At 37.4% G+C, this 24,086-nt stretch carries 25 protein-coding genes; all 25 read left to right on the top strand.

The window, feature by feature from the left end; genetic code table 11:
• Nucleotides 1–3: 3 nt before the first annotated feature.
• The 25 genes from DNJ75_RS05025 to DNJ75_RS04905 all read left to right on the top strand — a co-directional run bounded on the left by DNJ75_RS05025 (nt 4) and on the right by DNJ75_RS04905 (nt 24,071).
• Complete coding sequence (locus tag DNJ75_RS05025) at nt 4–1,812, top strand: GspE/PulE family protein (protein WP_157968210.1); 1,809 nt, start codon at nt 4–6, stop codon at nt 1,810–1,812.
• On the top strand, nt 1,809–2,966 hold the full coding sequence (locus tag DNJ75_RS05020; RefSeq protein WP_117002098.1) for a type II secretion system F family protein: 1,158 nt from the start codon (nt 1,809–1,811) through the stop codon (nt 2,964–2,966). The genes DNJ75_RS05025 and DNJ75_RS05020 overlap by 4 nt, the downstream gene beginning before the upstream one ends.
• A 28-nt stretch (nt 2,967–2,994) precedes the next feature.
• Nucleotides 2,995–3,558, top strand: a complete 564-nt coding sequence (locus DNJ75_RS05015; protein ID WP_117002097.1) for a type 4 pilus major pilin — start codon at nt 2,995–2,997, stop codon at nt 3,556–3,558.
• A gap of 24 nt (nt 3,559–3,582) precedes the next feature.
• Nucleotides 3,583–4,905 carry a type II secretion system protein gene (locus DNJ75_RS05010; RefSeq protein ID WP_157968209.1) on the top strand — a complete coding sequence of 441 codons (1,323 nt, stop codon included), beginning with the start codon at nt 3,583–3,585 and terminating at the stop codon, nt 4,903–4,905.
• 29 nt (nt 4,906–4,934) lie between these two features.
• Complete coding sequence (locus DNJ75_RS05005; RefSeq protein ID WP_117002095.1) at nt 4,935–5,315, top strand: hypothetical protein; 381 nt, start codon at nt 4,935–4,937, stop codon at nt 5,313–5,315.
• Nucleotides 5,315–6,139, top strand: coding sequence for a hypothetical protein (locus DNJ75_RS05000; protein WP_117002094.1), 825 nt, complete (start codon nt 5,315–5,317; stop codon nt 6,137–6,139). Before DNJ75_RS05005 ends, DNJ75_RS05000 begins: the two co-directional genes overlap by 1 nt.
• Entirely contained in the window at nt 6,136–7,242 is a 1,107-nt protein-coding gene (locus tag DNJ75_RS04995; RefSeq protein WP_117002093.1) for a radical SAM protein, read from the top strand. Before DNJ75_RS05000 ends, DNJ75_RS04995 begins: the two co-directional genes overlap by 4 nt.
• Nucleotides 7,243–7,346: 104 nt before the next feature.
• On the top strand, nt 7,347–7,619 hold the full coding sequence (locus DNJ75_RS04990; protein ID WP_117002092.1) for a hypothetical protein: 273 nt from the start codon (nt 7,347–7,349) through the stop codon (nt 7,617–7,619).
• Entirely contained in the window at nt 7,619–8,794 is a 1,176-nt protein-coding gene (locus DNJ75_RS04985) for a radical SAM protein (protein ID WP_170137194.1), read from the top strand. The genes DNJ75_RS04990 and DNJ75_RS04985 overlap by 1 nt, the downstream gene beginning before the upstream one ends.
• 8 nt (nt 8,795–8,802) lie before the next feature.
• Entirely contained in the window at nt 8,803–9,894 is a 1,092-nt protein-coding gene (locus DNJ75_RS04980) for a radical SAM protein (RefSeq protein WP_117002090.1), read from the top strand.
• Nucleotides 9,876–11,012 (top strand): radical SAM protein, encoded by a 1,137-nt coding sequence (locus tag DNJ75_RS04975; RefSeq protein WP_117002089.1) that lies wholly within the window; start codon nt 9,876–9,878, stop codon nt 11,010–11,012. Before DNJ75_RS04980 ends, DNJ75_RS04975 begins: the two co-directional genes overlap by 19 nt.
• Nucleotides 10,999–11,853 (top strand): hypothetical protein, encoded by an 855-nt coding sequence (locus DNJ75_RS04970; RefSeq protein ID WP_117002088.1) that lies wholly within the window; start codon nt 10,999–11,001, stop codon nt 11,851–11,853. Before DNJ75_RS04975 ends, DNJ75_RS04970 begins: the two co-directional genes overlap by 14 nt.
• Before the next feature lie 30 nt (nt 11,854–11,883).
• Complete coding sequence (locus DNJ75_RS04965; protein WP_117002087.1) at nt 11,884–12,492, top strand: hypothetical protein; 609 nt, start codon at nt 11,884–11,886, stop codon at nt 12,490–12,492.
• Between the two features lie 42 nt (nt 12,493–12,534).
• Complete coding sequence (locus DNJ75_RS04960; RefSeq protein WP_117002086.1) at nt 12,535–13,353, top strand: hypothetical protein; 819 nt, start codon at nt 12,535–12,537, stop codon at nt 13,351–13,353.
• A gap of 178 nt (nt 13,354–13,531) precedes the next feature.
• On the top strand, nt 13,532–13,780 hold the full coding sequence (locus DNJ75_RS04955; protein ID WP_170137193.1) for a hypothetical protein: 249 nt from the start codon (nt 13,532–13,534) through the stop codon (nt 13,778–13,780).
• A gap of 6 nt (nt 13,781–13,786) precedes the next feature.
• Complete coding sequence (locus tag DNJ75_RS04950; RefSeq protein ID WP_117002084.1) at nt 13,787–14,857, top strand: DotH/IcmK family type IV secretion protein; 1,071 nt, start codon at nt 13,787–13,789, stop codon at nt 14,855–14,857.
• Nucleotides 14,854–16,032 carry a DotG/IcmE/VirB10 family protein gene (locus DNJ75_RS04945; protein ID WP_117002083.1) on the top strand — a complete coding sequence of 393 codons (1,179 nt, stop codon included), beginning with the start codon at nt 14,854–14,856 and terminating at the stop codon, nt 16,030–16,032. Before DNJ75_RS04950 ends, DNJ75_RS04945 begins: the two co-directional genes overlap by 4 nt.
• Nucleotides 16,033–16,035: 3 nt before the next feature.
• A complete protein-coding gene (locus DNJ75_RS04940) occupies nt 16,036–17,199 on the top strand; it encodes a thioredoxin fold domain-containing protein (RefSeq protein WP_117002082.1) in 1,164 nt (387 codons plus the stop codon).
• 47 nt (nt 17,200–17,246) lie between these two features.
• Nucleotides 17,247–18,173, top strand: coding sequence for a hypothetical protein (locus DNJ75_RS04935; protein ID WP_117002081.1), 927 nt, complete (start codon nt 17,247–17,249; stop codon nt 18,171–18,173).
• Nucleotides 18,163–18,777 carry a TcpQ domain-containing protein gene (locus DNJ75_RS04930; protein ID WP_170137192.1) on the top strand — a complete coding sequence of 205 codons (615 nt, stop codon included), beginning with the start codon at nt 18,163–18,165 and terminating at the stop codon, nt 18,775–18,777. The genes DNJ75_RS04935 and DNJ75_RS04930 overlap by 11 nt, the downstream gene beginning before the upstream one ends.
• A 37-nt stretch (nt 18,778–18,814) precedes the next feature.
• Complete coding sequence (locus tag DNJ75_RS04925; RefSeq protein WP_117002079.1) at nt 18,815–19,513, top strand: DotI/IcmL/TraM family protein; 699 nt, start codon at nt 18,815–18,817, stop codon at nt 19,511–19,513.
• A gap of 3 nt (nt 19,514–19,516) precedes the next feature.
• Nucleotides 19,517–20,212 carry a DotI/IcmL/TraM family protein gene (locus DNJ75_RS04920; RefSeq protein ID WP_117002078.1) on the top strand — a complete coding sequence of 232 codons (696 nt, stop codon included), beginning with the start codon at nt 19,517–19,519 and terminating at the stop codon, nt 20,210–20,212.
• Entirely contained in the window at nt 20,196–20,963 is a 768-nt protein-coding gene (locus tag DNJ75_RS04915) for a DUF4400 domain-containing protein (protein WP_157968207.1), read from the top strand. Before DNJ75_RS04920 ends, DNJ75_RS04915 begins: the two co-directional genes overlap by 17 nt.
• A 10-nt stretch (nt 20,964–20,973) precedes the next feature.
• Nucleotides 20,974–21,705, top strand: a complete 732-nt coding sequence (locus DNJ75_RS04910; protein ID WP_117002076.1) for a hypothetical protein — start codon at nt 20,974–20,976, stop codon at nt 21,703–21,705.
• Between the two features lie 2 nt (nt 21,706–21,707).
• On the top strand, nt 21,708–24,071 hold the full coding sequence (locus tag DNJ75_RS04905) for a DotA/TraY family protein (RefSeq protein WP_117002075.1): 2,364 nt from the start codon (nt 21,708–21,710) through the stop codon (nt 24,069–24,071).
• The last annotated feature ends 15 nt before the right edge of the window (nt 24,072–24,086 follow it).

Raw genomic sequence — 24,086 nt, 5'->3', positions numbered from 1 at the left:
GTTATGCAGATAAAATCATGGCTTACACAGAGAAGAGCAGCACCTGGGTTAAAGATAACCAAGAGCACATCACAGCTTAGACCTATCCTTAATGCAGAGCAGATGGTTATACCACAGCATAATCTTAAAGTATGTAACAGTTTTGATGAATTGAATATCAAAGCAGAAAAGTTGCTTTACTGCGATCCATCTCACGTTAAATGTTTCAGCAAAGAAGAGCAGTCAAAGTTTTTGTTCGTTCAGCATATATTGCAAGATGGTCAGCGTGCTTTGGCAGTTATTCAATCAGTCAATTTGCATATGTCTAAAGATATTGCCGATAAGCTTGCAAAGTACAAAACAGAGGCTCTGAAAGAATACGATTTAAAAGCGATTAAAACCATTACTGCTAGACCTGTTGTATTAAGTGATTGTCAGCAAAAAATTAAAAGCAGTGATCATAGTCAGTCTAATGAAGCATTAGCAGGTGAGTTCGATAAATTACTGGCGCACGCCATATCACAGGATGCGTCTGATATACATTTTAGAATTCGCGGTCAGGTATGTGACGTTTCACTAAGAGTTCATGATGAAATTAAACGATGCACCTATGCAAATTATGATGCGCAGTTTGCCAATAAAATGATGAGCGCTATGTATAACTCTAAGGGTGTTGAAGGTCAGAAAGATGATATGTTTGACCCAAGAAGAATGCAGCAGACTATTTTTGAACGCATTGTTAATCAGCGTAAATACCGAATAAGGTTTGCTACTCATGCCATTGAGTCTCCCAATATTGAAGATGTGTCATTGGGTAAATCATATGTAGTGGTTATGCGTATACTTTCAACAGATAAAACATCCATTAAATCCTTTGAGGATCTTGGGTATAGTCATGCACAGATTAAATATTTCAATGACGTGCTTAAGTTACCACATGGTGGTATTTTATTCTCAGGCACGACAGGTTCTGGAAAATCAACGGCGTTAACAACCTTGATTTCCAATTTTGTTCGTGACACAGCTGGCACTAAAAAGTTCTACTCCGTCGAATCTCCGGTTGAATATATTATCGATGGCGTAGATCAGTTGGCTGTGCACGACTCAGTCAAATTAAGTGAAGCTGATATCACGCATAAATTTAATTTAACGCTAAAACAGGTAGTTCGCCTAGATCCTGATGTGATTTATTGCAATGAGATTCGTGACGAGGGTACAGCAAAATTCAGCCAGAAAGCGATTCAGTCAGGTCATGTGTTCTTTTCAACTCTTCATGCACAGGATGCCATTTCAACTATTGAGCGTTTATGTGGTATCGGCATTGATCGTGATGTAGTGTGTTCACTAAATTTCCTACAGTTAATTGTGTATCAGACACTGGTACAGACGCTGTGCCCTTCATGTGCTCTAAGCATTGATGATGCAATGAATCAAAATATAGATTACATGAGTATACGACAGTCATTACTTGAAGTGGTTAAAACTTACGCGTTACCAGAGCATATGATTCATAATGTACGTATTCGCAATGTCAATGGATGTAAACATTGTGATCATTCAGGGGTAAATGGTCGAACGGTTGTTGCTGAATTCCTTAAACCGAATGCGAATATTTTGCAAAGTATTAGGAAAGGTGATCAGATAGGTGCTTATCGTGCCTGGCGAAATGCTGGAGGAATGACCATTAAGGAAGATGCTTTGATTAAGGTATTTAAAGGTAAGATATGTCCTTATTCCATTGAATATAAGATAGGTGCTTTGGATGCTGAAATTGGCAATGAGCTGGTGGAGCAGGAGCATCTTCAAAATATATTAAATGAGGCTATCGCATGAGTATGGCGTTTCATATTACAAGCGTTTTTAAGCCAGCGCAGGACAGGTTTGGCAATCAGCTACATATATTTCCAAAGCTACAGGTGAAATGGCTTGCCAGTCAGTTTACGAGTACTAAGCGCATGAAGCTCTATAAATCTTTAAAGATGCTTTTAAGCTCTGGGATGTCGATGAATATGGCGCTAGAAAGGATGAGTTACAACTTTAAGAAATGTGGTCGCAAGCTATTTAATCCAGATGCGCTTTTAATATCCATACTAGATGATGTGAATTTTCGTTACAGCAAATTAGGGATGAGTTTTTTTGATGCCATTCGTCCTTATATTCCTAAATCTGAGATGTCAATTCTATCATCCGACAGTTATGAAATAGCTAATGGTCTTGAGAATGTCGTTAAACATGCAGATAAACAAGGTGCATTAATCAGAGCAATACTGATTAGTATGACAAAGCCCGCAATGTTTATATTGGCGATGGTGGGCATGATGTATTTCTCTGCAATGAAACTTATGCCCAGTCTTAATGCATCGATTCCAAAAGATAAAATGCCTGCTATTACACTTAAATTCAGTCATTTTAATCAATGGATGGTTGATCATGTATTTATTATTTCTGTCATTTTAATTGTATTGATTGTAGGTATTGTCGTCATCATTCCTCAACAGAAAAACAAAGTACGTCGAATACTGGATTACTTACCACCATTTTCTATTTATAAAAAAATATCAACGGTTAAATTTTTGGTATCACTGTCATTGCTATTGAGTAGTCATAACAAAGACAGTAAGGATAAGCATAATGTTCAGGCTTCCTTGCATTTTTCACTGTTAAGCATAAGAAACAATGCTAATGGCTATATCGCCTCGTATGTTAATGCAATGCTGAGTTTTCTTGATCAAGGGACAGCCCCTGGCGAAACGTTAATGAATACAGGTTTTTTTGATCGAAATATCTCGGCATTAATAGGGGTTTACTCAGATGCGGGTAAACTGGGTGAGGGGATTTATGATTTGGCAGTTAATTATTTTGATGAACAGATTAACCAGATCAAACGCTCTTTCAAAGTTATTTCAGGGGTGTTCTTTCTGGCTATGGGCTCATATCTGGCTTTCTTTGTCATAGCACTTCAGGCGCTAGGCACCATATCAGCTTAATATTTATATTTTATAACAGGAGATTAAAATGAAAATAAAACAACTTTCAATCAAACATAAAAAATATAGCAAATATAAAAATCAGCAGGGATTTTCATTAATTGAACTAGCACTGGTCATAGCTGTTATTGCGATAATGATTATAGGCTCTATTGTTATATATAACAGCCTGTCAGGGAATGTTAAAAATGAAGAAATGACCAAACAGATATCGATGATTTCTGAAGGGGTAACGAAATTATATCGACCTTCAGGTGGTGATTATACTGGGCTGACGACACAAACTGTCATTAATGCGGGTTTTGTCATGTCAGATATGTTACATGGTGCCGTTGGCGCACAGGTCATCGGAACGAGCTGGTATGGTAAGGATAACACCTCTGTTATTACGGTTGCACCGTATAATACGACACAGTTTCAGATCACTGTGACAAATATACCTAAAGATAATTGTACAACGATAGGGGCAAAGTATCTGCATGGCAACTCATTAGGCGTTACTGCAAATGGTCAGGCAGTTACTACATCCGATACCTTAGCCACGGCATGTGCCGGGAATGATCCAGCAACGCTTGTCCTGACATTCTATTAATTTTATAGTTAGATGGAGCACTTTATGCGAGTTTTTAGCCAGCGACCAAGTAATCAAAAAAACCAGAATACACGTCTCATTAAAGTGAAACATTCGAGACAGGCTGGATTTTCACTGATTGAATTAGCGATGGTGCTTGTTATTGCTGGACTGTTATTCATGGCGTATATGTCATGGAGTAGCTATAAGGCACGCGAGTCAGAGGCAAGAGCAACGGGCAATAATGTGGCACAATATATTGCTGCAGTTAATGCTAAGCTTGCAACAGACACTGTACATGCAGGTGATACGTTTACTGGTGTAAACTGGCTTTTGCCAACAAGTTGTGGTGGTAGTTCAACAACGGCATATCTGCCTTGTGGTTTTATTATTAACTCTCAGGTAATGCGAACACCGCCTGTTGTAACGGTTAACAATATTGGAACCGGTAGTCGATTAAGTGTGACAATCAATTTTGGTACGATTACCAGTATGACAACAAATGGTGTCTTAGAGCCTAATCCTGGGCTTGCGGCAAGTGTTGTTAATGCGGCACGTGCTTATTATGGCTCAGTGTCCAATGGAGCATTTAATGGCATTACCAGTTATGACTTTGATAAAGTCAATGCAACTTTTCAGGTGAATATTGTCTTACAAGGAACGCAAGATGTCTGGCTGCGCGTTGATGGAGGTAATTCCATGCAGAATAATATTACCTATAATCCTTCTATTGCAGATGATAAACGTCAATTGTTAAATGTATCAACTATTTCAATGCAATCAGCAACTCAAGCTCAGATCACATCAAATGGTGCGCCTTTACTTTTATCTGGTGCGGCAAGCTCAGTCAAGCTTGGCGATGGCAGTGGTAATATTACCATGTCAGCTAATAATAATATTGGGATAAATTCAGTTGGTGAATTATCACTTAATCGTGATAGTGGTGGTGATATATATCTTGGTAAACAAAATGGTGTAAAAGGTGATTCCAATGTTCATGTTAATGATTTAACCATTGCTAGTAAAGGCAATACTAAGCTAACTGATTATCTGGGGATGGTCTTTGTGCGTAGCTATAAAATTGATCAGAATACCACGCTCATTCCTTTTGATGCGCATTGCACGGCAACTGGTGGCATCAATAAGATATTTTTATTGCAACAGATGCAGGAAGTTAAACAGTTTCCGGTGAAATTCAGCGTATCGCGTGGCTCTTTTAATAATTATGTAGATATTGCGTTTTCTGTTCCTTATGCCACCTCTGGTATAAGAGCGCAGACAAATGGCAATAGTTGGCAAATTGTTCAGCATAATCTAACTCAATTTGAAGCCATTGCTGAAATTTACTGTGACTATTCAAATAAATAAACCAAGATAAATTAAGGAGTTCTACATCAATGGGAAATATTAATAGAGCTATTTTAATATCACTGGCATCAGAGGCCATTATATTATCAAGCACTGTTTATGCAGATACGACACAATCTATCAACTCAGTTGAGTCGCTAGGACAGGCGATCAGTCAGTCAAAAGCAAGAGATCTGTCTGTCACACCATCAAATGCTGTCCAACAGCAGGCAAATGCTGAAATGTTTTATAAAAGTCCAGGGCAGATCTTGCATGAAAACCGTAATCTTATGACTGGTGGGGACAATAACAATGATTCGAATAATATTAATGGAATAAGTAATCAACAAGATGTGGTGACACCCTGCTATGTTGAGTCTTATACCCCTTGCTATTCAAATCACAGTGATTGTGGAAGAGGTAGCTGGTAATGATTCTAGAGTCAACAGTTAAAATTAATCACTATGATTTTATTGTAAATAACAATGATGATTATTTAACTGTCATTACGTTGGCGAGTCTATTAAATCATTACCCTGATTCAAGAATACTGGTATGTCTATCGCCTGTCTATACGACGATCAATGTTGATCACATCAAACGTGGCATATACACATTTTTTGATGATAAACTTGCACTTTATGTGTTCAAAAATATGGGGGTTGATCTTAGATCAATAGACAGAGCATGGTGTAATCTATGCCAAAAGCGTAATATAGACGTACTGCCAGCGCACCTTCTAGATGTTAGTTTTAAGCTACATCCTAGTGAACAGACACAGCGCTATCAATACGCTTATCCCTTCTTACCTTTACGCCCATGGTTATCTTCAAAAGAGCGATATAAAAAGTATTCACGATTAAAGATGCATTCTACGTTAACACTTAATTCACCATCATTTCATAAACGATCATGCACGATTAAAGATAACCAGATTAAATACTACAAAGGCTTAATAAAGATGATCAGGTCACTCTTTGTACCTAAATGCTATATGGGATTCAGTGCTAATTGCGTCATACATACAGGTCTAGATCGGGCAAGACATCTGGAGCAGTATGAAAGCACTATAAATCAGAAACAGGGTTTAATTCTTGGGCGAAGGCATTTAAAAGCGAATGAAAACTTATATGAAAAGCGTCTACATGATATTGCTGCGGCATTGATGATTAATGAGTTAATACAAAATCAGGTGCAGTATCAGGCCTATCGTTGTGGCGTTGAGTATGACTATTACAGGAGTAAACAGGCATGATGTTGCAGGTTCGACTGACCAACTGGTGCAATGTGGGGTGTGATCACTGCATGATCCCTCTGGTTAATCGCCACAATAAATTACGGTTATCAAATGAGTTTTATCAGCGTATTGGAGGGCTTGTTAATACGCATCTTAAACTTAGAAATGAAAAGACGTTACGTTTGAGCTTTACCGGTGGCGAGCCTTTAACGCTTAATCATGATTTCTTAGTCAATGCGTATAATTCGATTAAAAGAACATTAGACAATGATACGTTCATAGAGCATCGTATCAATACCTCATTAATTGCATATCGTGATGAACACGCAGCTTATATCAGTGATTATGTTGACCTGATAAAAACGTCATTAGATTTGAGCACTCGTAAAATTAATGGTTCAGTTAATAACTATCATCAGCTGTGGTTGAAGAAATACCACGCAGTAAAAAAGCTGGGTAAGCCTATGATTGTCAACTGCACCTTAACGAAAAGCGAAATAGGTCAGGAAGCGCATCTTATCGACACCTTAATGAGCTATGGGATTGAGAATATTCAGATATCACAGTTCTTTAAAACAGGCGTTCCTGAAGTGCAACAGGCAGAAATTCCCAGTAATTTAGAGCAGTCTAACATGTATTGCCATATTTTTGATCTGGTATTAGATGCTTACGCTAAAGGAAAATATATTAATGTCGATATTTGTAAGAGCTATTCACGGATCGCATTACATTTGCCAATGATTCAGGAAGAGGGATGTCAGAAAGGTTATTTTGTTATTGAACCTGATGGAAAAGTAAGTACCTGTACGATTCAGTCAGCTGTTGATAAGGGCGTTGGACGTTTAAATAGTGAGACGCCTAATGAAATACTTTTTTCGCCTGATCGGCTAAAAAATATCAGATATCAGCAGAATAGCTTCCAGTCAGGCTGCTTGTCATGTGAGTTTTTTAAAAACTGTAATCGTCGAGTGTGCCTGCATATGCCACAAAACCAAGAGGAATGTATGGGGTATAAAGTGTTTTTAGAGCATATTAAACATCGTTGTACTGATTTGAAGTTTAAGTCGGTGCTTCTTAGTTACCTGCATCAGAGTCGTAAATCTGCTTACTCTACTAGTTAAAAATTATTTGCATATTTTTTTCATTCAACACCACAATTGTGGTGTAGGTCATTTTCCGATATGTGCGACTATGTCTGGCAAAATAGACAAATAAGTCAAAGATTATGAAAGTAGCCAGTATTAATCGTAATCCTAGAACAACTTTTTATAAATGGATTGAGTCAACTTATTATCAGTCAGTAAGGCTTGCCTATCATAATGTGGTTGTAATCAGTTCATACTATGTTAAGACTATTTGTAAGCGCTGTGGAAAGTATGAAGGGTATTTAAATCGTATTAAAAATAGCAAAAGCGAAACGATTTGTAAGTCAATGATTGTCGGCATTGCTAAGCCACGATTAAGCACGTGTAATATTTTAAGTAAGGCATGTCACTAATGGATATTTTTGTTGTCATCGCTAAGCCAACCAAGGCATGTAATGCTGATTGCAGTTATTGCAGTGCCATTCCCTATGATAAAGAAAAGTGGACAGTTGAGAAGTTCATGCATATCTGGGATACGTTAAAGCCCGGGTTAAATCAGCAGGTACAATGGATATGGCATGGTGGCGAGCCGCTGTTAATGTCACCTGAGTTTTATACCAGTTGTTATGAATATGCTAAATTAACACATCCTAATGTGCGTTTTGAAATGCAGTCCAATATTACTTTATATAAATCATCTCGCTGGAAAGATACGATTGAGAAGGTCTTTAATGGCTGTGTAAGCACCTCATTTGAGTATGGAGGAATGCGTACCATATTTGGGGATGCTGCAAAGTTTGAAAAGGTCTTTAAGTGGAAGCTAAAAATCATTATTGATGATGGTTTTAGTACAGGCATTATCGGCACCTATTCTGACAGGAATATTGATCAGGCGGTGAAAATGTATGACCTGGCAATAAGTCATGATATTAAAGCACCTTCTATTCGTATTAACTACATGCGTCCACAGGGTCGAGTCAAAGACCATGGCGTATTGATGAGTGAACATAAATATACGCAAACGTTACTGGCGTTATGGGATAGATGGGTGAATGATGCACCTGCATTTGACGTTATCCCTTTAGCTGATTTCCTCTACAGTGTATTAGGTGTTCATAAGTCGTATAAATGCCCATATACGCGATCATGCGGTGGACGTTTTCTATCTGTTGAACCTAATGGGGATTTATATAATTGCGCAGTGTCTTCAGATACACGCAATAAAGACTTTTCCTTTGGTAATGTCTTTGATCTGATAGTGGATAACAAGAGGGTGCCTCAAGATGCTTTTATTCAGCACCTTAATGAGGCGCAAGCATTGCGTGTAATTAAGTCAAGGCGCTATCAGGTGCACCTTGATTGTGTTAAATGCCCGCATTTTAGAGAATGCCAGGGGGGATGCCCATCTGACAGTATGTTGTTTGATGGCAGTATTAGCAGTAAATTTTATTATTGTGAAACATGGAAAGCGCTGTTAACGAAAGTAAAGGAGGATTTAGCGCAAGGTAAACTGGATCGCCTGCTTAAAAAACGTGGACTTTCTCCAACGCGATACGCACCTGGCTCGCGGGCACTGGCATTTGTGTAGGTGTGGCTATGATTATCAGTTACTTTAAGCTATCCAACTACTGTAACGTTGGTTGTTCAATGTGTTACATTCCACAGGAAGATCGCCATGATAAAACGAAGATGTCAGAGGAGACATTAAGGGATGCCATCAGGACAACGGTTGAATATGCTAAGCGTGTCAATAAATCACAGATCTTGATTGTTTTGCATGGCGGTGAGGTTTTGTCACTGAGTGTTCATTATTTAAAGAAATCCTTTGAATTTCTTGAAACAGAGCTTTCAAAAAGTAATCTTAGTTATGGTTTTGCTGTGCAGAGCTCCTTAATTCCATTGAAACAGACGCATATCCCTGTTTTAAAAAAATATATTCGCTCAATTGGTTCATCGATGGACTTTACGGGACGCACGATTAATGGATCAAATGAGGCATATAAAAAACTATGGTTGGATAAGGTTGATTTAGCTAGAAGTAATAACCTGAGTGTTCACCCGATTACGGTGCCTAATAAAAACGAATGTGACAATATAACCCCTGTGATTGATTTCTTTATGGCGCATGGCTTTAAAAGCATTAACTTTGAGCGCTATAATACCTTTGGCACACATATCCCCACGGATGATGCGCCAACGAATCAGGATTACAGCAATATGTTAATTGATGCGTTTGACTATGTCGTTAAAGATAACAAGTCTATTGTAATCAGACAGATATATGAAGCACTGACAGGGGTCATAAAAGGTAAGTCAGCCGGTAGGTGGGGCACGACCTGTATGCAGGACTTTCTAGTGTTTAATCCAGATGGCAAAATTAATGCCTGTCCAGATAAGATTGATTCTGAGCCAGCTTACTCCTATGCCAAGTTTTCAGTTGATAAGCTCATGAGCTCAAAGGTGCGTCAGTTCTGGCTAAAACAAAGTCGATTGCATCATCCGCATCACAATTGTATGCAATGCGAGTTTAGACATTTTTGCAGAAGTGGTTGCCCAATTACCAGTAATAAACAGATTGATGATGTGTGCAGTGGCTACAAGCCATTTTTAAAACATATTCAGGCATTTATTAAATCAGAACCCCAAAAAGTAAAAGAGTACATGAACTTATGCAAAACCATTTATTAACTGTTATTGCTAGACCTACGCTAAACTGCAATGCAACCTGTGATTACTGTAGTGCGGCGATATGTAGTAAGCGCAAGTGGACATTGGACGACTTTAAGTTGGTTATTGATCAGATATGCCAATCTGAAAGATATCGTTTGCGCAAAATCAACTGGATATGGCATGGTGGTGAACCGATGCTAATGAAGCCTGAGTTTTATTTGCAGAGTTACGAATATATCCGTCAAAAGGGTTATGATGTTATTTTTTCAATGCAGACTAATTTGCTGCTTTATTCTGAGAAATGGCATGAGGTTATCGAGACGGTCTTAAGTGGTGTGATTGGCACATCCTATGATTATGGTCCAACACGTAACATTCATGGCAACAGTGACATTTATCATAAAGTTTTTATGAAACGATTTGCACAACTTCATGATGATGGATTTCTAACGGGCGTTGTTACTGTGCTAACCGATGATAATATTGACCAGGCTTGTCAATTATATGATTTATCAAGGGCATATGAGTCAAGATATGGCTATGGATTCGATATAAAATACAACTATGTTTATGCAGAGGGTCGGGCTAAAAATAAAGGGATTCAAACGCTTAGCAAAACAAGGTATAAAAGTTTTCTACTTTCACTGGTTGATCGTATTTATGAAGACAATCCAACATTTAATGTTAATCCTATCAGTCATTTTATTAATAACATGAAAGACACAGGCTTGGCAGGATGCCCATTTAAGAGTAATTGTGCTTCAGGTGTTCTATCAGTAGATGAAGATGGGCACGTTTATACTTGCTCCTCCTTTGCCAACACGCAAGACCGCACCTACCAATATGGAAACATCTTTGACCACAGACTGTATTGCAATAATGACAATAAGATTTTAAACAAGGCGAATAATTTCTTTGACAGCATTCATGCCTCAGATGCATATCAGGCAATGCATAAACGTAAGATCAGATTGAATATGGATTGTATCAAATGTCCTCATCTGAATGAATGTCAGGGTGGATGTGGTTATCAGGGTGTACTGGAGCAGGGTGATTTATATGCCAAGCCAGATTACTGTGATGTATGGTTCGATGTGATTAGTAAAATTAAGGCATGTTTCCATGCACTGTGTTAGCAATAAGGTTAAGCGGCATTTACAGCTGTCAGAAGTTGCTGTTGATGCTTGTTTGCAAAATTATATTACTTGTGTTCAGCGTTGCTATGAGATATCAGGATTGTCGATTGATCATAACTGGAAACAATATATTGAGTGCTCAGTAAAATATACCAATGGACATATTAGTCCAGTGCGCTTTGTGGCTTATATTGACAGCTCAACACTACAAAGAAATACACAAACAATTTTAACTTATATTGATGAGGTTGAGGAGCTTTCATCCTATAAAGACGAGATTGAGGAGCTTTTATCTATCCTTGGCAATAATGTTGATAACAATAAATTCTGTCTAGGGATAGAAAAAACCAAGTCAGGTTATCAGCATAAAATCTATTTTTATTTGCCGAAACAGATAGATCAAAGCATGGCGAAACTGCTCGAGCAACTTGGTGTTAATGTGGCGTTTTGTACCGTCAATAATTATGCGCAGGCAATTGGCTTTACCTTAAATAAAGTTAGTGAAAAAAACACAGAAATTTCAGCAAAAGGTTATCGAGTTTTTACCGACTTTGACACACTTAATCACTTTCTTAAAGGTCGTGTAACGAAAAATCAGCTTGCCATTTTAAAACAGGGAAATTATGTAGAGCTGATCGAAAAAGAAGGTGGTCAAAGAAACTATGTTCATATTAACCCTAAATCAGACCAACAGCTTCTACGTCTGCTAAATAGTAGACAAATTGATGCGCTGTATAAACGTTATATCACGCCTGAGTTTATGGGGAACACCTATATATCATGCTGGCTTGACGATTTAAATGACGGTGAAGCAATTAACGAGTTTACCTTGTACTACTAACATAAAAACAAGCAATAAAAGGAGATTTTAATGGAAACAATACATATTAATGAGGAAACGGCACAGCAGTTTTGCATGCTAGATCCCAAAATACAGAGTATTATGGTATTTCTAGAGCCATCACATATTGACTCAGGTGAGGTGGTGGAATATTACTTTGAAGCGTTGGTCAATATTACCTATATCATCAGACAGGTGACTGTTGTCGTTGATATAAGTACTCTTGAGTTATTAAGTGACAAGGAAATGTTAATTGAGCGTCTTTTTAAGCTCTTTGAAGTGAGTATTAGTATCGTTACAGGTACTGAGGAAAAAAATATAGATGAGTATATTGCTTATTTAAAACCTATTGCAAAGAAATATCTGATGGACGAGAGTATCGCCCCTCAAACCAAGCTTTATCCAGTGTCTTTATTTATTCGTAAAGCGATGATGAAAAGTTTGATTAAAGATCAACAAGCAAAATACCAGAATATACTTGCTCAGATTTATTATCCTTATTGTCGTTTGGAACAAAAAGAGGCGGATAAAAAACTCAACCAGTTAACACAAGATATTATCAGAGAACTTGGCGTTGATCTGAAAGAATATCTTAAGGCAACACATATGGCTTTAACCAAAGTTATGGAAAATAGATGAATAGGTAAAATAGGCAGAATAAGTAACATAAGTACATCAATCATGAACGATATGCCATTTGATAGAGAAACTGTGATTCATGTTTATCTGTTAATGCGTCAGGCATTAAAGTTTAATGACTATATTGATCAGCGTGTGACATTGATAGAACCTGTGTGGCAACAGGATGAAATTTATCATTTGATGCGCAATGAAGATATTAGTGCTACAAAACAGCATAGTATATACGCTTATCATATGCGATTGGCATTTAAACGCACGTATGAGTTTATTGGTGATATGCTTAATTTGCTTGAGGTCAATGGTGTCAAAGTATTCGCTGTTCCTGATTTTCTCGAAGACAGGATAGACAGCTTTGCATTCTGGCATTATCAGAATGGTGTTATTTTTATCAATCTCAGTAAATGTTGTACGAATCGTGAGGTTAACATTGTACTGGCAACACAGTTGGGAAATTTACTGTTGCATAAGGATAAGCTTGGGCATAAGAAGCCAAGTATCAGTTTAAACAAACATGATTTAGATGATTCAGTTATTTTTGCAGGGTATTTTCTTAATTTAATGACTTTTGATTGCAATAAAAACCTTCTATTTAAATTTAAGCATTCAAAGTTTTTTGAAAGGATCATAGAGTTACTTAAGGCAAAAGATGGTAGATCTCAATATAAAACATTCTTAAATAAAATAGGTATGCCTCAAAAGTATCATTCAATGGTAACAAAATTATTACCCAGCGAAAATATTATTCAATTCCCAGACATAAGGCGCAAAGTGATTATTGTTGATCATACCAACAAGTGCCCCATTCCGAACAATTTGATTGAGATTCCTGTAAAAAAGGTAAAAAAGGTAAAAAAGTAAAACGCATCTGATCCAGTCACCTCAATAGCCAACCTACTCACCCATAGCCCGATAGTGTTCAGACACTATTTTAAAACTTTTTTCATTTTTCTTGCGTTTGACACCACAATTGTGGTGTAGGTTGCTTTTCAAACTAGGGCAATATGATCATCAATACGACATCAAGAAACGGTTATTAATGATGAATATTAGTTTTGCAACAAATAGTGAACATCTCATTGCTGAGTCATCTGCCTGTATTTGTGATACCGACAGAGACCTGTTGTTTATTGATCAGGATATAGAACTGTTGGCGGTCAGATCAAATGGTTATCACTATGTTGGTTCATTAAAGCAAGTACTTAATTCAAAGCAATTTGAGCTTTTTAGCAAGGATATTAAAGCCATGCTAATGGAAGAATTAAATCAATTAGCCATGGTGTCGTAGATAGAGATGATCTTCAGTAAGTTGAAAAGCCTATTAGTGGTATTGGTTGTACTTGTTGCCATGACGTCTGGTGTTGCACGAGGTACTGAGGTTGAGCAGACAAACAAAGAGCTAAGTCCACAGGCGCGATATCAGGCGATTCTAAATGATCAGGATCAGCAGAAATATAAAGATTTAATCGCACTTTATCAATCAGGAAAAACGCTTAAACCATCGCAGATTAAAGCGTTAAAGGAATATAACCGAAGTATTGAAGCAGCAAAGAATATGATTGTGAAACTTAAGAAAAACAGGCGGACATTCCTATATCATGATGATCAGCCGCCGACAATTTATATTGCTAAAAACCGATTAACTAATATTCAGTTTGTAGATAATGCCGGCAATCCGTATCCCATTCAAGACTATAACATATCGGATGAAAATGCTTTTAAAGTCTTTCAAAGAGGAGGTGGTAATGCGGCAACCATTGTGCAGAGTAGTGACAGAAAAGACTATGCGTATACACCGGATAAAACACAAAAGAAATCTGATCAGCAAAGTGATAAGAAGACTGACCTATTACCAGCTTCTATGCGTAACTCATTAACCATCGATGGCACAACGGACTATGCACAGGGAGATTTAATTATATATCTTGCTGATAAACAAATGCCTGTGCATTTATTTTTAGATTCATCTGATGAGCAATATGACTATCAGGTCAATATTAGTATAGATGGGTTAACCCAAAGCTCATTGCAGGAAGTTAAATACACAGGGGTTGATTTCACAAGACCAAGTAATGCAATGATGCAGTTTTTAAATGGGACGGCACCTAAAGGTGCTAGACCTATGGATATTTCTATTTCAAATGCAAGTGTATGGCAATACAGTGGTTATTTCTATGTTCGAACTAAAGCAGAGCTTCAGTCACCAGCATATATTTCACGCGCCAGCACATCGAGTGGCTATACAGTTTTTCAAATTGCATCAGGTAATCACGTCCTTAGTTTTGTTGATCATGGGCGACTTATTCCTGCAAGTATTACTGAACCTATGTCAATCGATGGAGAAAATGATGGAGAAGCCCAATGAATATGAAAGAAGAAAAGGTTCATAAGGTACGTAACACAAAATTGTTAATCTCTATTGCTGTTGGAGTGGTTATTGTATCTTTGGCGGGTTATAAATTGTTCCTGTCAGCCAGTGAATCTTCATCGTCAGTAGGGGTGAGCATTAATACCAGTTTTGACAGCGGGTCAAATCGTAGTGATTTAGTTAACTCTTCTTTAATTCGTCAGAAGCATGAAGCCTATGAAGAAGCAAAAGAGAAACAGGCAAGAGATGATAACACGAGTTTTATCAGCACAGTTGGTTCAATCAATCCGATCAAACAATCACAGCCCTTGACTAAGCCTAAACAGGATTATGACTACCAGTCTGCTTTAAAAGCACGCCAGAAAAAAGAGGACAACACAGATTCAGTTGCATCAAAGACTAAAACTCAAAGCAATGATATACAGATAAGTGATGCGTTTGAAAAAGCTATTAAAGCATACGGTCTAGATAAATTGGAATTAAGTACTCATACCGCAAATGCATCAGGGTATAAGACGGTTACACCGCCTGAGTATACTGGGCGTCTTTTAACTCAGGCAGTAACATCAATGACGCAGTCTATTTTGGGTCAGATTGATGCTGGCACCACATTATATGGTGTCATCATCAACCAGATTAACAGTGACTTTGAGACTCCTGTGATTGCTGAAATTCAGATGGGTAAGTACAGAGGTGCTAAAGTTTTTGGGAAGTTTACCGTCAGAGATAAATGGATTGATGGCATCAGTATTGAATTTAACAAAATGATTTGGAAGGGGATTACATTCACTATTCACGCAATAGCGGTGAATGCAGACTATTTACCTAACTTATATGACGACATAGATCATCACTATCTGCAAAGATTCAGTGGCTTAATTGCTGGAGCTACCTTTGGTGCAATCCAAGGTGCTGCTCAACCTTACCAGGGGAAAAACACACCTACAGTTATTGTTGGAAGCAGCGGTAGCCAAACGCAAATTTATACACCGCCTGATGCCAAACAAATTGCATTCAGTGCCGCAGGAGGTGCAGCGACAAGTATTGCAGGACAGTTGCAACCTGTTTTTACCAGCCTGTGGGATCGACCAACAACCGTCACCGTTAATCGTGGACATGGCATAGGCATTTTATTTACAGAAACATCAGAGATTAAAGTAAAAGGAGAATAGCAGATGATGAATCGTCGTGGAGTTTTTAAAAAAGTATTGGCTACTTGCTGGATGCTGAGCGCTGGGGTAATGCATTATGCTTATGCAGCTTCGCCTGCTTTAGATGCCGTTAATGGTTATAAGGATGCAATAAATGATCGGCAACAGGTAATTGTGATCCCAGATAATCACAGCGCTTTACCTAAAAAACCTTCTGATATAAACCGCATCATACCGATAATTGGTAAGTTAAAACAGGTTTTTACTTATCTGACAATTAGTGATATTAAGCCTTTAAATATAAATGGATTTTATCAGTTAAATACAAATTCAGGTATTATTGATATCAGCACTACAGGAGAGGTGCTTTTAAAAGCAAAACACTATCTATTATTCAATACAAATAATTTAGATTTAGCTAAACCAGAAAACTTTATCAAACTGATTGAGGATAACACACATCTTAAAATCATTGATCATAATGATAAAGGCGCTTATAACTATTTTTTGATTGATAAAGCAACGGGTATTACCAATAAAAACTTGCAGAACATTAATGAAATTATTATTGGGATGTATGTTTCTCTAGATGAATTACTGGCACATAGAGGTGAAATTAATGGGTTAGTTCTAGGTCAGCAAGAAAATGGAAATAATAGTACTAAAAATAACCATGTAATGAATGATCAGAGCAATGATAAGGAAAAACAGAAACAGAAAAAACTTAACGATGCGATTGTATGGGCTAAACATAATCTAACCTATCAGACCAGATTAAAAAAAGCAGATGGGCAGCCTCTTAAAGGAACTTTGTATGTATTTACTGACTATACCTGTCCGCATTGTCGTACCTTGCATGAACACATCAATGAGTTTTTAGATAATGGCTATTCAGTCATATATCTTCCGTTACCTAGAAAGGGGCTCAATACCATTGTGGCGCAGAATATGCAAAAGGCAATATGCGCAACCCAACCACTTCAGGCATTAAACGCATTGTATAGCAAGGGATTACTACCTGATGACATAAAAGAAAAAAGTAATTGTACAGTTGATGTAAGCTCATATTACGAATGGGCTAAAGAGGCTAATGTTACAGGTACTCCATATATTATTGGATCCAATGGTCGAACTACTTCTGGTTTTACTACCAGTACGTCGGTAGTTGATAAGCTTGGAATGCGCTAAAACAATTTTAATGTAGAGAAAATGTAGAAAAAATCTAGAGGATTATCATGAATATAAAACAACTGATGGCACCGTTACTTCTTGCGAGTGCTGTAAGTGCTTACGCTGATATGTCGATATTGTCATCAATACCGGAAGTGCCAACATCAAATGGCTCTAAAATCCATGCGCAGCTGAATAATATTCCACTGAAGGCATTGCTGCTTTCAATATATCCTGGTTATACGATCAGCTTAAATCAGGTTGATGATATTCCTATCAGTATACCTGCGACAAAAAATGACGCGGTATCTATTCTTCAGGAGGTATCAAAAATTTATCATTTGAGCTTTGATGTCAATCCTGACAAACAGACTGTAACAGTTAAACCGCAACAGACGATCACATATCAGTCGTATTTAAATGGTTGGAAAGATCTTCAAAGCAAAGCTGATTTATTGAGTCAAACACAGGCTGAGTTGGCAGCTCAGAAAAAGGCGCTTGAAAAAGCATATGCAGATAGTCCATATCCTGTGCCAGATATAAAAGCAGAGCATATAAATACGACGACTAAGACGCAGGCATTAACGCTAGTTGTTTCGCCATTTATCAGTGATGAGCTAGAAATAGAAATTGACAATATGTATAAAAAACATCTATTAAGTCAACAGTTTAAAGACTATCTAAAAGAAAAGCATCTTTCTTTTTATCAAAATGATAAGACACATAAATTATCGATTGCTTCCACTGAATCAATTGCAAAAACACTTGCTCAAGAGCATGTCTATTATGCAATTAAAGGCAGTCAGCTGAAGGCAACTATATATCAATGGGCAAAGAAAGATAAGCTATCTATTAACGCTGATGTATTACCCGATGCCTCATTAAAAACAAATGTGATTTATGCAGGATCACTGACAACAAATAACTTAGCAGATAATCCACTTTATCAGTTGATATCAGATGCACTTGGATGGGAGAAGAATGATGCTTAATGTAAAAACGATGGGAAAATGGAAAAGAGTAAAAACAATAAAAACAATAAAAACAATAAAAACAATCAACAAAGGAAACAGTGTCAAATATCTTCTTACTATAAGCTTAGTAGGTGCGTTTGGTTTCACAAATGTCTATGCTACTGAGCATTTGACAATGCGTACATCAACGCTCATGCAAAGACAGCAAAACCTTGAAAAGCATGACGGTGGTAACAATTCAAATGTAAAATTATCACCTGCCATGTATGTCAATAAACAAGATGGTATCATTGCTTTTGCCGCAGATAAAAAGCAGGCGAAGGCACTTTCATCGAAAGAGCCACAGGTCTATTATATCATCAAAGGGGATACGGTTAGTCAAACAATTAAGCGTTGGGGCAACCTGAATGGATATACGGTTTTTTTTCAGTCTGATGATGATTATCAGGTTCAGACGGACTCAGTCATTTATGGAAGTTTCTTGGGTCATGGCGGTGCGTTAAGTACATTATTGGATTCATTAAAATCAGCATCAATGCCGTTTAAAGCGGAAGTGATGGCAAACAAGGTTATTCTGATCAAGCCAGGCACTTTTAGCTCAAGCTTTTTGACACCTCAGTAAACTTAACAATACAAAAAGAATGAATGGGGGTTAGGCCATGCTTGATAAATTCAAAAAGAAATTGGCGGGGAAAACGTCTAAGACAGCTAAAATAGAGAAAAAAAGACCGCTCGATCAAAGCCCAGTTAATAGTCTTGAAGTGTGGGCAGATAAAAACTATTTTCAGTTTTTTAATCTCTTGAGCTATGTATTTGTAGTAGCGGTGACAGCACTTGTGTTGATTAGCCTTTATATCTCGAGTCAACGACCTGATATTGCGTTTTTTACGGTAAGTGGGGAAGGGAAAGTTGCTATTAAACCTGTTGGTAATGATTCAAGTGCATTAAGTAACGCCTCAGTCGAGCAGTTTGTTATTGAGGCAATACCTGAGTCAATGGATTTTGATTTTGCCAACTATCATTATATGTTGGATCAGAATTTACCACGCTATTTCACCTCTGATGCAAAAGATGAGTTGAGCAAATACATCAATGAAAATATTGTGCCTGGTCTAAAAGAAAATAGCTCATTTATTTCGGTAAAAATTATATCTTCTTTCATCACTGACCGTAGCTTGAATAAAGCACATTCTGTGTGGCGTGTCCAGGTACCAGCAATTATCAATATCTTTAATGGACGTGTGAGTACATCTAAGCGTGTTAAATTTCAGTTAGTCATTAACGATACCGGAACCACACTTAACAGTTATGGAATGCAAATTTTCCATATTCAAGTGAACGCGAATTGGCAGGAGTAAAAGATGTTAGCATGGTTTTTTAAAGGTAGACGTAAAGTCCCAATTCATCAGCTAGCGACTGAATATACGTCAAATGAGATTCGTAAGCGTCTTTATTTAAGACGTTATATTCTGATGCTTTGTCTTGGATTTGTGATTCTCTTATGGGTCAATGGTCGCAATCAGTTATCTCATCAATGGACCTATTACTTCGCACTCGATGATAAAGGTGCATTAGCTTCCATTTATCCTTTAAATGAGCCACAGCCTTTTACACGTGATGATATTATCCAATATGCAACAGATCGTATATATCAAATTTTTGCAGTGACACCCGAGAACTATCAACAAAAGCATAATGAATTATTCAATCTTAACTTTGCAGTGACGGGCTTTTCTGATCAAGTGCAATCCGCAATAGGTGATTCAGGATTGCTGTTGCGATTGCAGCAAGGGTGGTATTTTGCAGTAGAGAGCCTGGGCAATCCAAGCGTGAAGCTCTCCAGCATACACACCAGTAATGGTAATGTTGTCATGTGGAAAGTGGCATTTGATCATTTTGTTTTATATGCTACAAATGGTCAGACATTTTCAAGGACACAATCCAAACTTGAAATTGATGTGCTGAAAACACCTTTTATGAGTCTCCCGTCACAGTTATCAATCGCAAAAATTATGAGATATGATCTTAAGGATATCGGTAATGACATCGGCTATTAATACGCATCAGACTCAGCGCGATGAGGCTACTCAAAATAAGCTGTTGAGATTAATTTTAATACCTTTTCAATTGACCATATGGTTAGTAGGCTTTGCAGTAACTGGGTGTGTTATTCTCATCTGCTTTTATCTTATTTACTGGATGTTAACTTCCTATCAGCATGCATACAATACTCTTATTGAGATTTACAATTATAATATTGCGCACTTTTATATTAATCCGAATTCACTCATAGGTGGCTGGATTAATCAGTTGTATCATAGCCTTACTCAGTCAATTACAGAGGTTAATCAGTATTTTGCAAATAGTGTCAAATGGGTTCAGGAAAATTCATATATCAATAAGGATACGCTATCAGACATTCCAGTGAGTGATCAGGTCAATTCATTGATGAATCAGTCATACAGCTTTGTGCAAAAGGGAAGGTCACTTATTCAGATTGCTTTTTATGTTACGGTGATTAAATTTTTAACGAGTTTAAGTTTTTATCAGCTTTACATCATGGCCATAATTCTGGCATTTATTACAGGTAATCATAAGCGGTTATATCGCCGTTACTGTGTGGATAGAGAAAGTGAGGCGAAACATAATATTATCAGAGGGTTAACAGTATGGCTGCCTAGTTTGGGGGTTATTTTATACCTGGTTATGCCGTTTAAAATCAACCCTATGATGGTTGCACTGACTTCAAGCTTTATATGCTATGTTCTGCTGCATTATCTCATTGGCTCATTTAAGAAATATTTATAAGGAACTTAATATGAACAACCATGTAGATACGATGAACTTTAATCTAACCGTTGACCATGATCCAGTTGAAATTATTGATGGCATTATTATTAAACCGATTAAGTTGGAAGAACACATTGAGCTAAAGCATAAAATTCCCATCTTAATTAAGATTCACAATGCTGACTGGCAGATACTGAATTTACCGCAGGAAATTACTCAGCATTACCCTGTTGTTATTCATGCTAAGCCACGCACAGTAATTTATGGCAGATATAATGCGGTTGAACATAACTTTACGTTAACAGTTGCAGCTAAATACAGTGATGGAATGACTAAAAAGAAAGTATTGATGGGTGTCGTTAGTATTTTCAGTTTGAATATTTTGCCTGTTTTAAGAAAATCACGACGGATGATTGGCAATCCTTTCAGTTATTCATTTGATATTGGCAGTGATATCTGGAAGATGATTAAAGCACCTAAGCACACCAACAATACAATCGGTGGAAGCTTTGCCGACATGAGTGAAAGAGATGCCAAAAAATATAGTTTAAATTTCAGTTGCTTAGCAATCTTTATTATTATGATACCGTTAATTATGTATTTATTATCTTTGATCATGGATGGTCACTTTAGCTATTACGCATTCATTGTCATACCCTTTTGCCTGATACCGCTTTACATGCGCTATCAGTGTAAATATAGGAAAAAAGTCACCATAAGCCGATTTTTAATTGAATTATGTAAGGGAAGAGGGATTTAACTATGGGTGGTTTTGACTGGAGTGACCTTGGTCATAACTGGGGTTTTGTGTATCGATTAATACAGTTGCTATTTGGTGATTTTATCAAGCAATATGGTCAGACCAGCAGTGATAATGCGGGGAGTATGTACACGATTATAACGCATCTTGGTTATTGGTCATGTTATGCTGGATTGCTTTTACTTGGTGTTGTTTTGTTTTCCTCATTCTGGAACATATGGCGAATATCTGAGGATAATACACAGCAGGCTAAAAGCATGACAGTGCAGGTATGGAAAGCGCTTATAGTTGGAATATTTATTGCGCCTATCGGGATGGGCGGCACATCGGTTGCACAACGTGTAGGAGTCATTAAAACAGCTTTAATTGGTGATTCGTTTGCGAATATAGCTTATAAGAGTACCGTTGCTGAAATGCTAAAACCACCTGTATTAAGTGCTGGAGCAATCAACCCAACTCGATTATCTAACGATATATTACAGGCAGAAGTTTGCACATTGGCGATTCAAGCACATGATGGTAAAGCAAATCTTGATATGAAGGAGATTTATCATAATGGTGAAATAAAACCAGTTATGGCTAATACCAATGCGCTCATATTATTAGGTGAATATAACCGAGCATTAGGCGAATACAAATCACTGAAAGTTACCAATAACTCTTATGAGCTGATGCAGAATCTTTATTTTGGTGAAAATGGCATATGTGGTTCAATTAATTTTCCTGCATTAGCGAATGGCACTTCATTTAAAACACAGGTAGTTAATGAACAAAGCACACGTCTGCGTGAGGCAGTTATTAATCTGGTAAACAATATTGCACCATCAGCTGAGTTATTAACTAGCTTAAGTGTTGATAAAAATACGGGTGGCATTAAGATTGCTGATAATGGCGATGAAAATGCTCAGGAGCAGGCAAAGAGAGCACAAGAAATTTACTTAAACGCTGTTAATCGCTATATTCAGGAAGTTCAGGCAATCCCAGGCAAAATTCAGACAAATGTTTTAGATGATAGCTCTTTTGTTGATTTTATTGATGAATCAGGCTGGGGGTTGGGCGTATTATGGTGGAAAGTGCTAGCAGATATACAGTCATCTTTTGTCAGTAATGCTATTGCCTACAGTAGTACAATGTCAGCTAATATCATACCTGTTTGCCAGATAGGGTGGTGGAGTTGGTTTGGTAGCAATAAATATTGTGTTACCGATGAAAATTATAAAATATTAACCTCAAACCTTCTTTATATGCAGAAGAAAAATAATGATGCCATAATTGATAATATAAATATTTCTAAAGACGCAAAAACGAGTGCAGAGATCAGCAATGCCTGTAGTGCATCAGGTTGTTCGTTTGAGCGGGTTGATGGTATTATCGGTGATTCGCTGAATTGGCTTTTGGTAAAGTATACAGGATCGGAAAAGTATCTGACTTCGCTCGATAATTATGATTATAAAACCATCACGGATATCAAAAATCAGCAGTCAATATTTACGGTATCGGCTGATTTAGGGTCATCTCTATTTAAATCATATATGTATTTGTATGGTGGTTCAGTCTTGTTTAAAGTCGGGGCTGGTGTGGCACATGGCGCAAGCCAGACAATTATTGGAAAATTTGGTGCAGCAATTGCGACAGAAGGTGTGGCTTCCATTCTAGAGTGGATGAGTACAACATTTTATAGCTGGGCCACTGCGTTAATGGTTCCAACCAATACACTACTGGTGATATTGCCATTTACACCCATTATCATCTGGGGAATGTTGCTGATCAGTTACTTTATAATGTTGATTGAAGCATTTATTGCGATTAATTTAGGAATGGCATTATGGGTTGTTCCAGATGAGCAATTTATTTCTGGTCGAGTCATTAGAACAATCATGATGCTGTGTTCATTATTATTAAGACCATTTTTATTTGTAGTGGGGTTAGCAAGCGCCTACGCACTTTCTCCTATAGCATTGACGATTTGGAATACCTTATTTTTCTGGGGGACTGGTACTGTAGTTGGTGGAAGTTTTTATACCCAGTTTTTTTACATAAGCGTCTATATTTATGGTTTAATCAAGTTTGCTATGATTTGTTATAATGTAAGCTTCATTATGCCTGATAAGATTCTGCAATGGATGGGTTCAGGCTATGGTGATGTATCAGCATTTGGTTCAGCAGCTGACTTTACTAATCCCAGCATGGGTGGTGGATCAGCAGGTGGTGGTGTTTTAAGCAATCCACATGCTACAAAAGCGATAGCAGAGCTTTCAAGAGTGGCAAAAGCTAGTGCTGATGTGATTAAAAATAACAAAGCAAACCCTGACAATCGTATTACACATGAACAGGCATACAGAGAAAGATATGGTGACAAGAATTGATAACATGGATAAAAC

The organism is Cysteiniphilum litorale (genome assembly GCF_003428165.1).
GTDB lineage: Bacteria > Pseudomonadota > Gammaproteobacteria > Francisellales > Francisellaceae > Caedibacter > Caedibacter litoralis.
The sequence above is the reverse complement of the archived record's forward strand: the minus strand, read 5'-3'. Positions and strand labels throughout refer to the sequence as shown.

Coding starts and splice junctions, on each gene's coding strand:
- DNJ75_RS05025 (WP_157968210.1), top strand. CDS start 4: ATGCAGATAAAATCATGGCTTACACAGAGAAGAGCAGCACCTGGGTTA.
- DNJ75_RS05020 (WP_117002098.1), top strand. CDS start 1,809: ATGAGTATGGCGTTTCATATTACAAGCGTTTTTAAGCCAGCGCAGGAC.
- DNJ75_RS05015 (WP_117002097.1), top strand. CDS start 2,995: ATGAAAATAAAACAACTTTCAATCAAACATAAAAAATATAGCAAATAT.
- DNJ75_RS05010 (WP_157968209.1), top strand. CDS start 3,583: ATGCGAGTTTTTAGCCAGCGACCAAGTAATCAAAAAAACCAGAATACA.
- DNJ75_RS05005 (WP_117002095.1), top strand. CDS start 4,935: ATGGGAAATATTAATAGAGCTATTTTAATATCACTGGCATCAGAGGCC.
- DNJ75_RS05000 (WP_117002094.1), top strand. CDS start 5,315: ATGATTCTAGAGTCAACAGTTAAAATTAATCACTATGATTTTATTGTA.
- DNJ75_RS04995 (WP_117002093.1), top strand. CDS start 6,136: ATGATGTTGCAGGTTCGACTGACCAACTGGTGCAATGTGGGGTGTGAT.
- DNJ75_RS04990 (WP_117002092.1), top strand. CDS start 7,347: ATGAAAGTAGCCAGTATTAATCGTAATCCTAGAACAACTTTTTATAAA.
- DNJ75_RS04985 (WP_170137194.1), top strand. CDS start 7,619: ATGGATATTTTTGTTGTCATCGCTAAGCCAACCAAGGCATGTAATGCT.
- DNJ75_RS04980 (WP_117002090.1), top strand. CDS start 8,803: ATGATTATCAGTTACTTTAAGCTATCCAACTACTGTAACGTTGGTTGT.
- DNJ75_RS04975 (WP_117002089.1), top strand. CDS start 9,876: ATGCAAAACCATTTATTAACTGTTATTGCTAGACCTACGCTAAACTGC.
- DNJ75_RS04970 (WP_117002088.1), top strand. CDS start 10,999: ATGCACTGTGTTAGCAATAAGGTTAAGCGGCATTTACAGCTGTCAGAA.
- DNJ75_RS04965 (WP_117002087.1), top strand. CDS start 11,884: ATGGAAACAATACATATTAATGAGGAAACGGCACAGCAGTTTTGCATG.
- DNJ75_RS04960 (WP_117002086.1), top strand. CDS start 12,535: ATGAACGATATGCCATTTGATAGAGAAACTGTGATTCATGTTTATCTG.
- DNJ75_RS04955 (WP_170137193.1), top strand. CDS start 13,532: ATGATGAATATTAGTTTTGCAACAAATAGTGAACATCTCATTGCTGAG.
- DNJ75_RS04950 (WP_117002084.1), top strand. CDS start 13,787: ATGATCTTCAGTAAGTTGAAAAGCCTATTAGTGGTATTGGTTGTACTT.
- DNJ75_RS04945 (WP_117002083.1), top strand. CDS start 14,854: ATGAATATGAAAGAAGAAAAGGTTCATAAGGTACGTAACACAAAATTG.
- DNJ75_RS04940 (WP_117002082.1), top strand. CDS start 16,036: ATGATGAATCGTCGTGGAGTTTTTAAAAAAGTATTGGCTACTTGCTGG.
- DNJ75_RS04935 (WP_117002081.1), top strand. CDS start 17,247: ATGAATATAAAACAACTGATGGCACCGTTACTTCTTGCGAGTGCTGTA.
- DNJ75_RS04930 (WP_170137192.1), top strand. CDS start 18,163: ATGATGCTTAATGTAAAAACGATGGGAAAATGGAAAAGAGTAAAAACA.
- DNJ75_RS04925 (WP_117002079.1), top strand. CDS start 18,815: ATGCTTGATAAATTCAAAAAGAAATTGGCGGGGAAAACGTCTAAGACA.
- DNJ75_RS04920 (WP_117002078.1), top strand. CDS start 19,517: ATGTTAGCATGGTTTTTTAAAGGTAGACGTAAAGTCCCAATTCATCAG.
- DNJ75_RS04915 (WP_157968207.1), top strand. CDS start 20,196: ATGACATCGGCTATTAATACGCATCAGACTCAGCGCGATGAGGCTACT.
- DNJ75_RS04910 (WP_117002076.1), top strand. CDS start 20,974: ATGAACAACCATGTAGATACGATGAACTTTAATCTAACCGTTGACCAT.
- DNJ75_RS04905 (WP_117002075.1), top strand. CDS start 21,708: ATGGGTGGTTTTGACTGGAGTGACCTTGGTCATAACTGGGGTTTTGTG.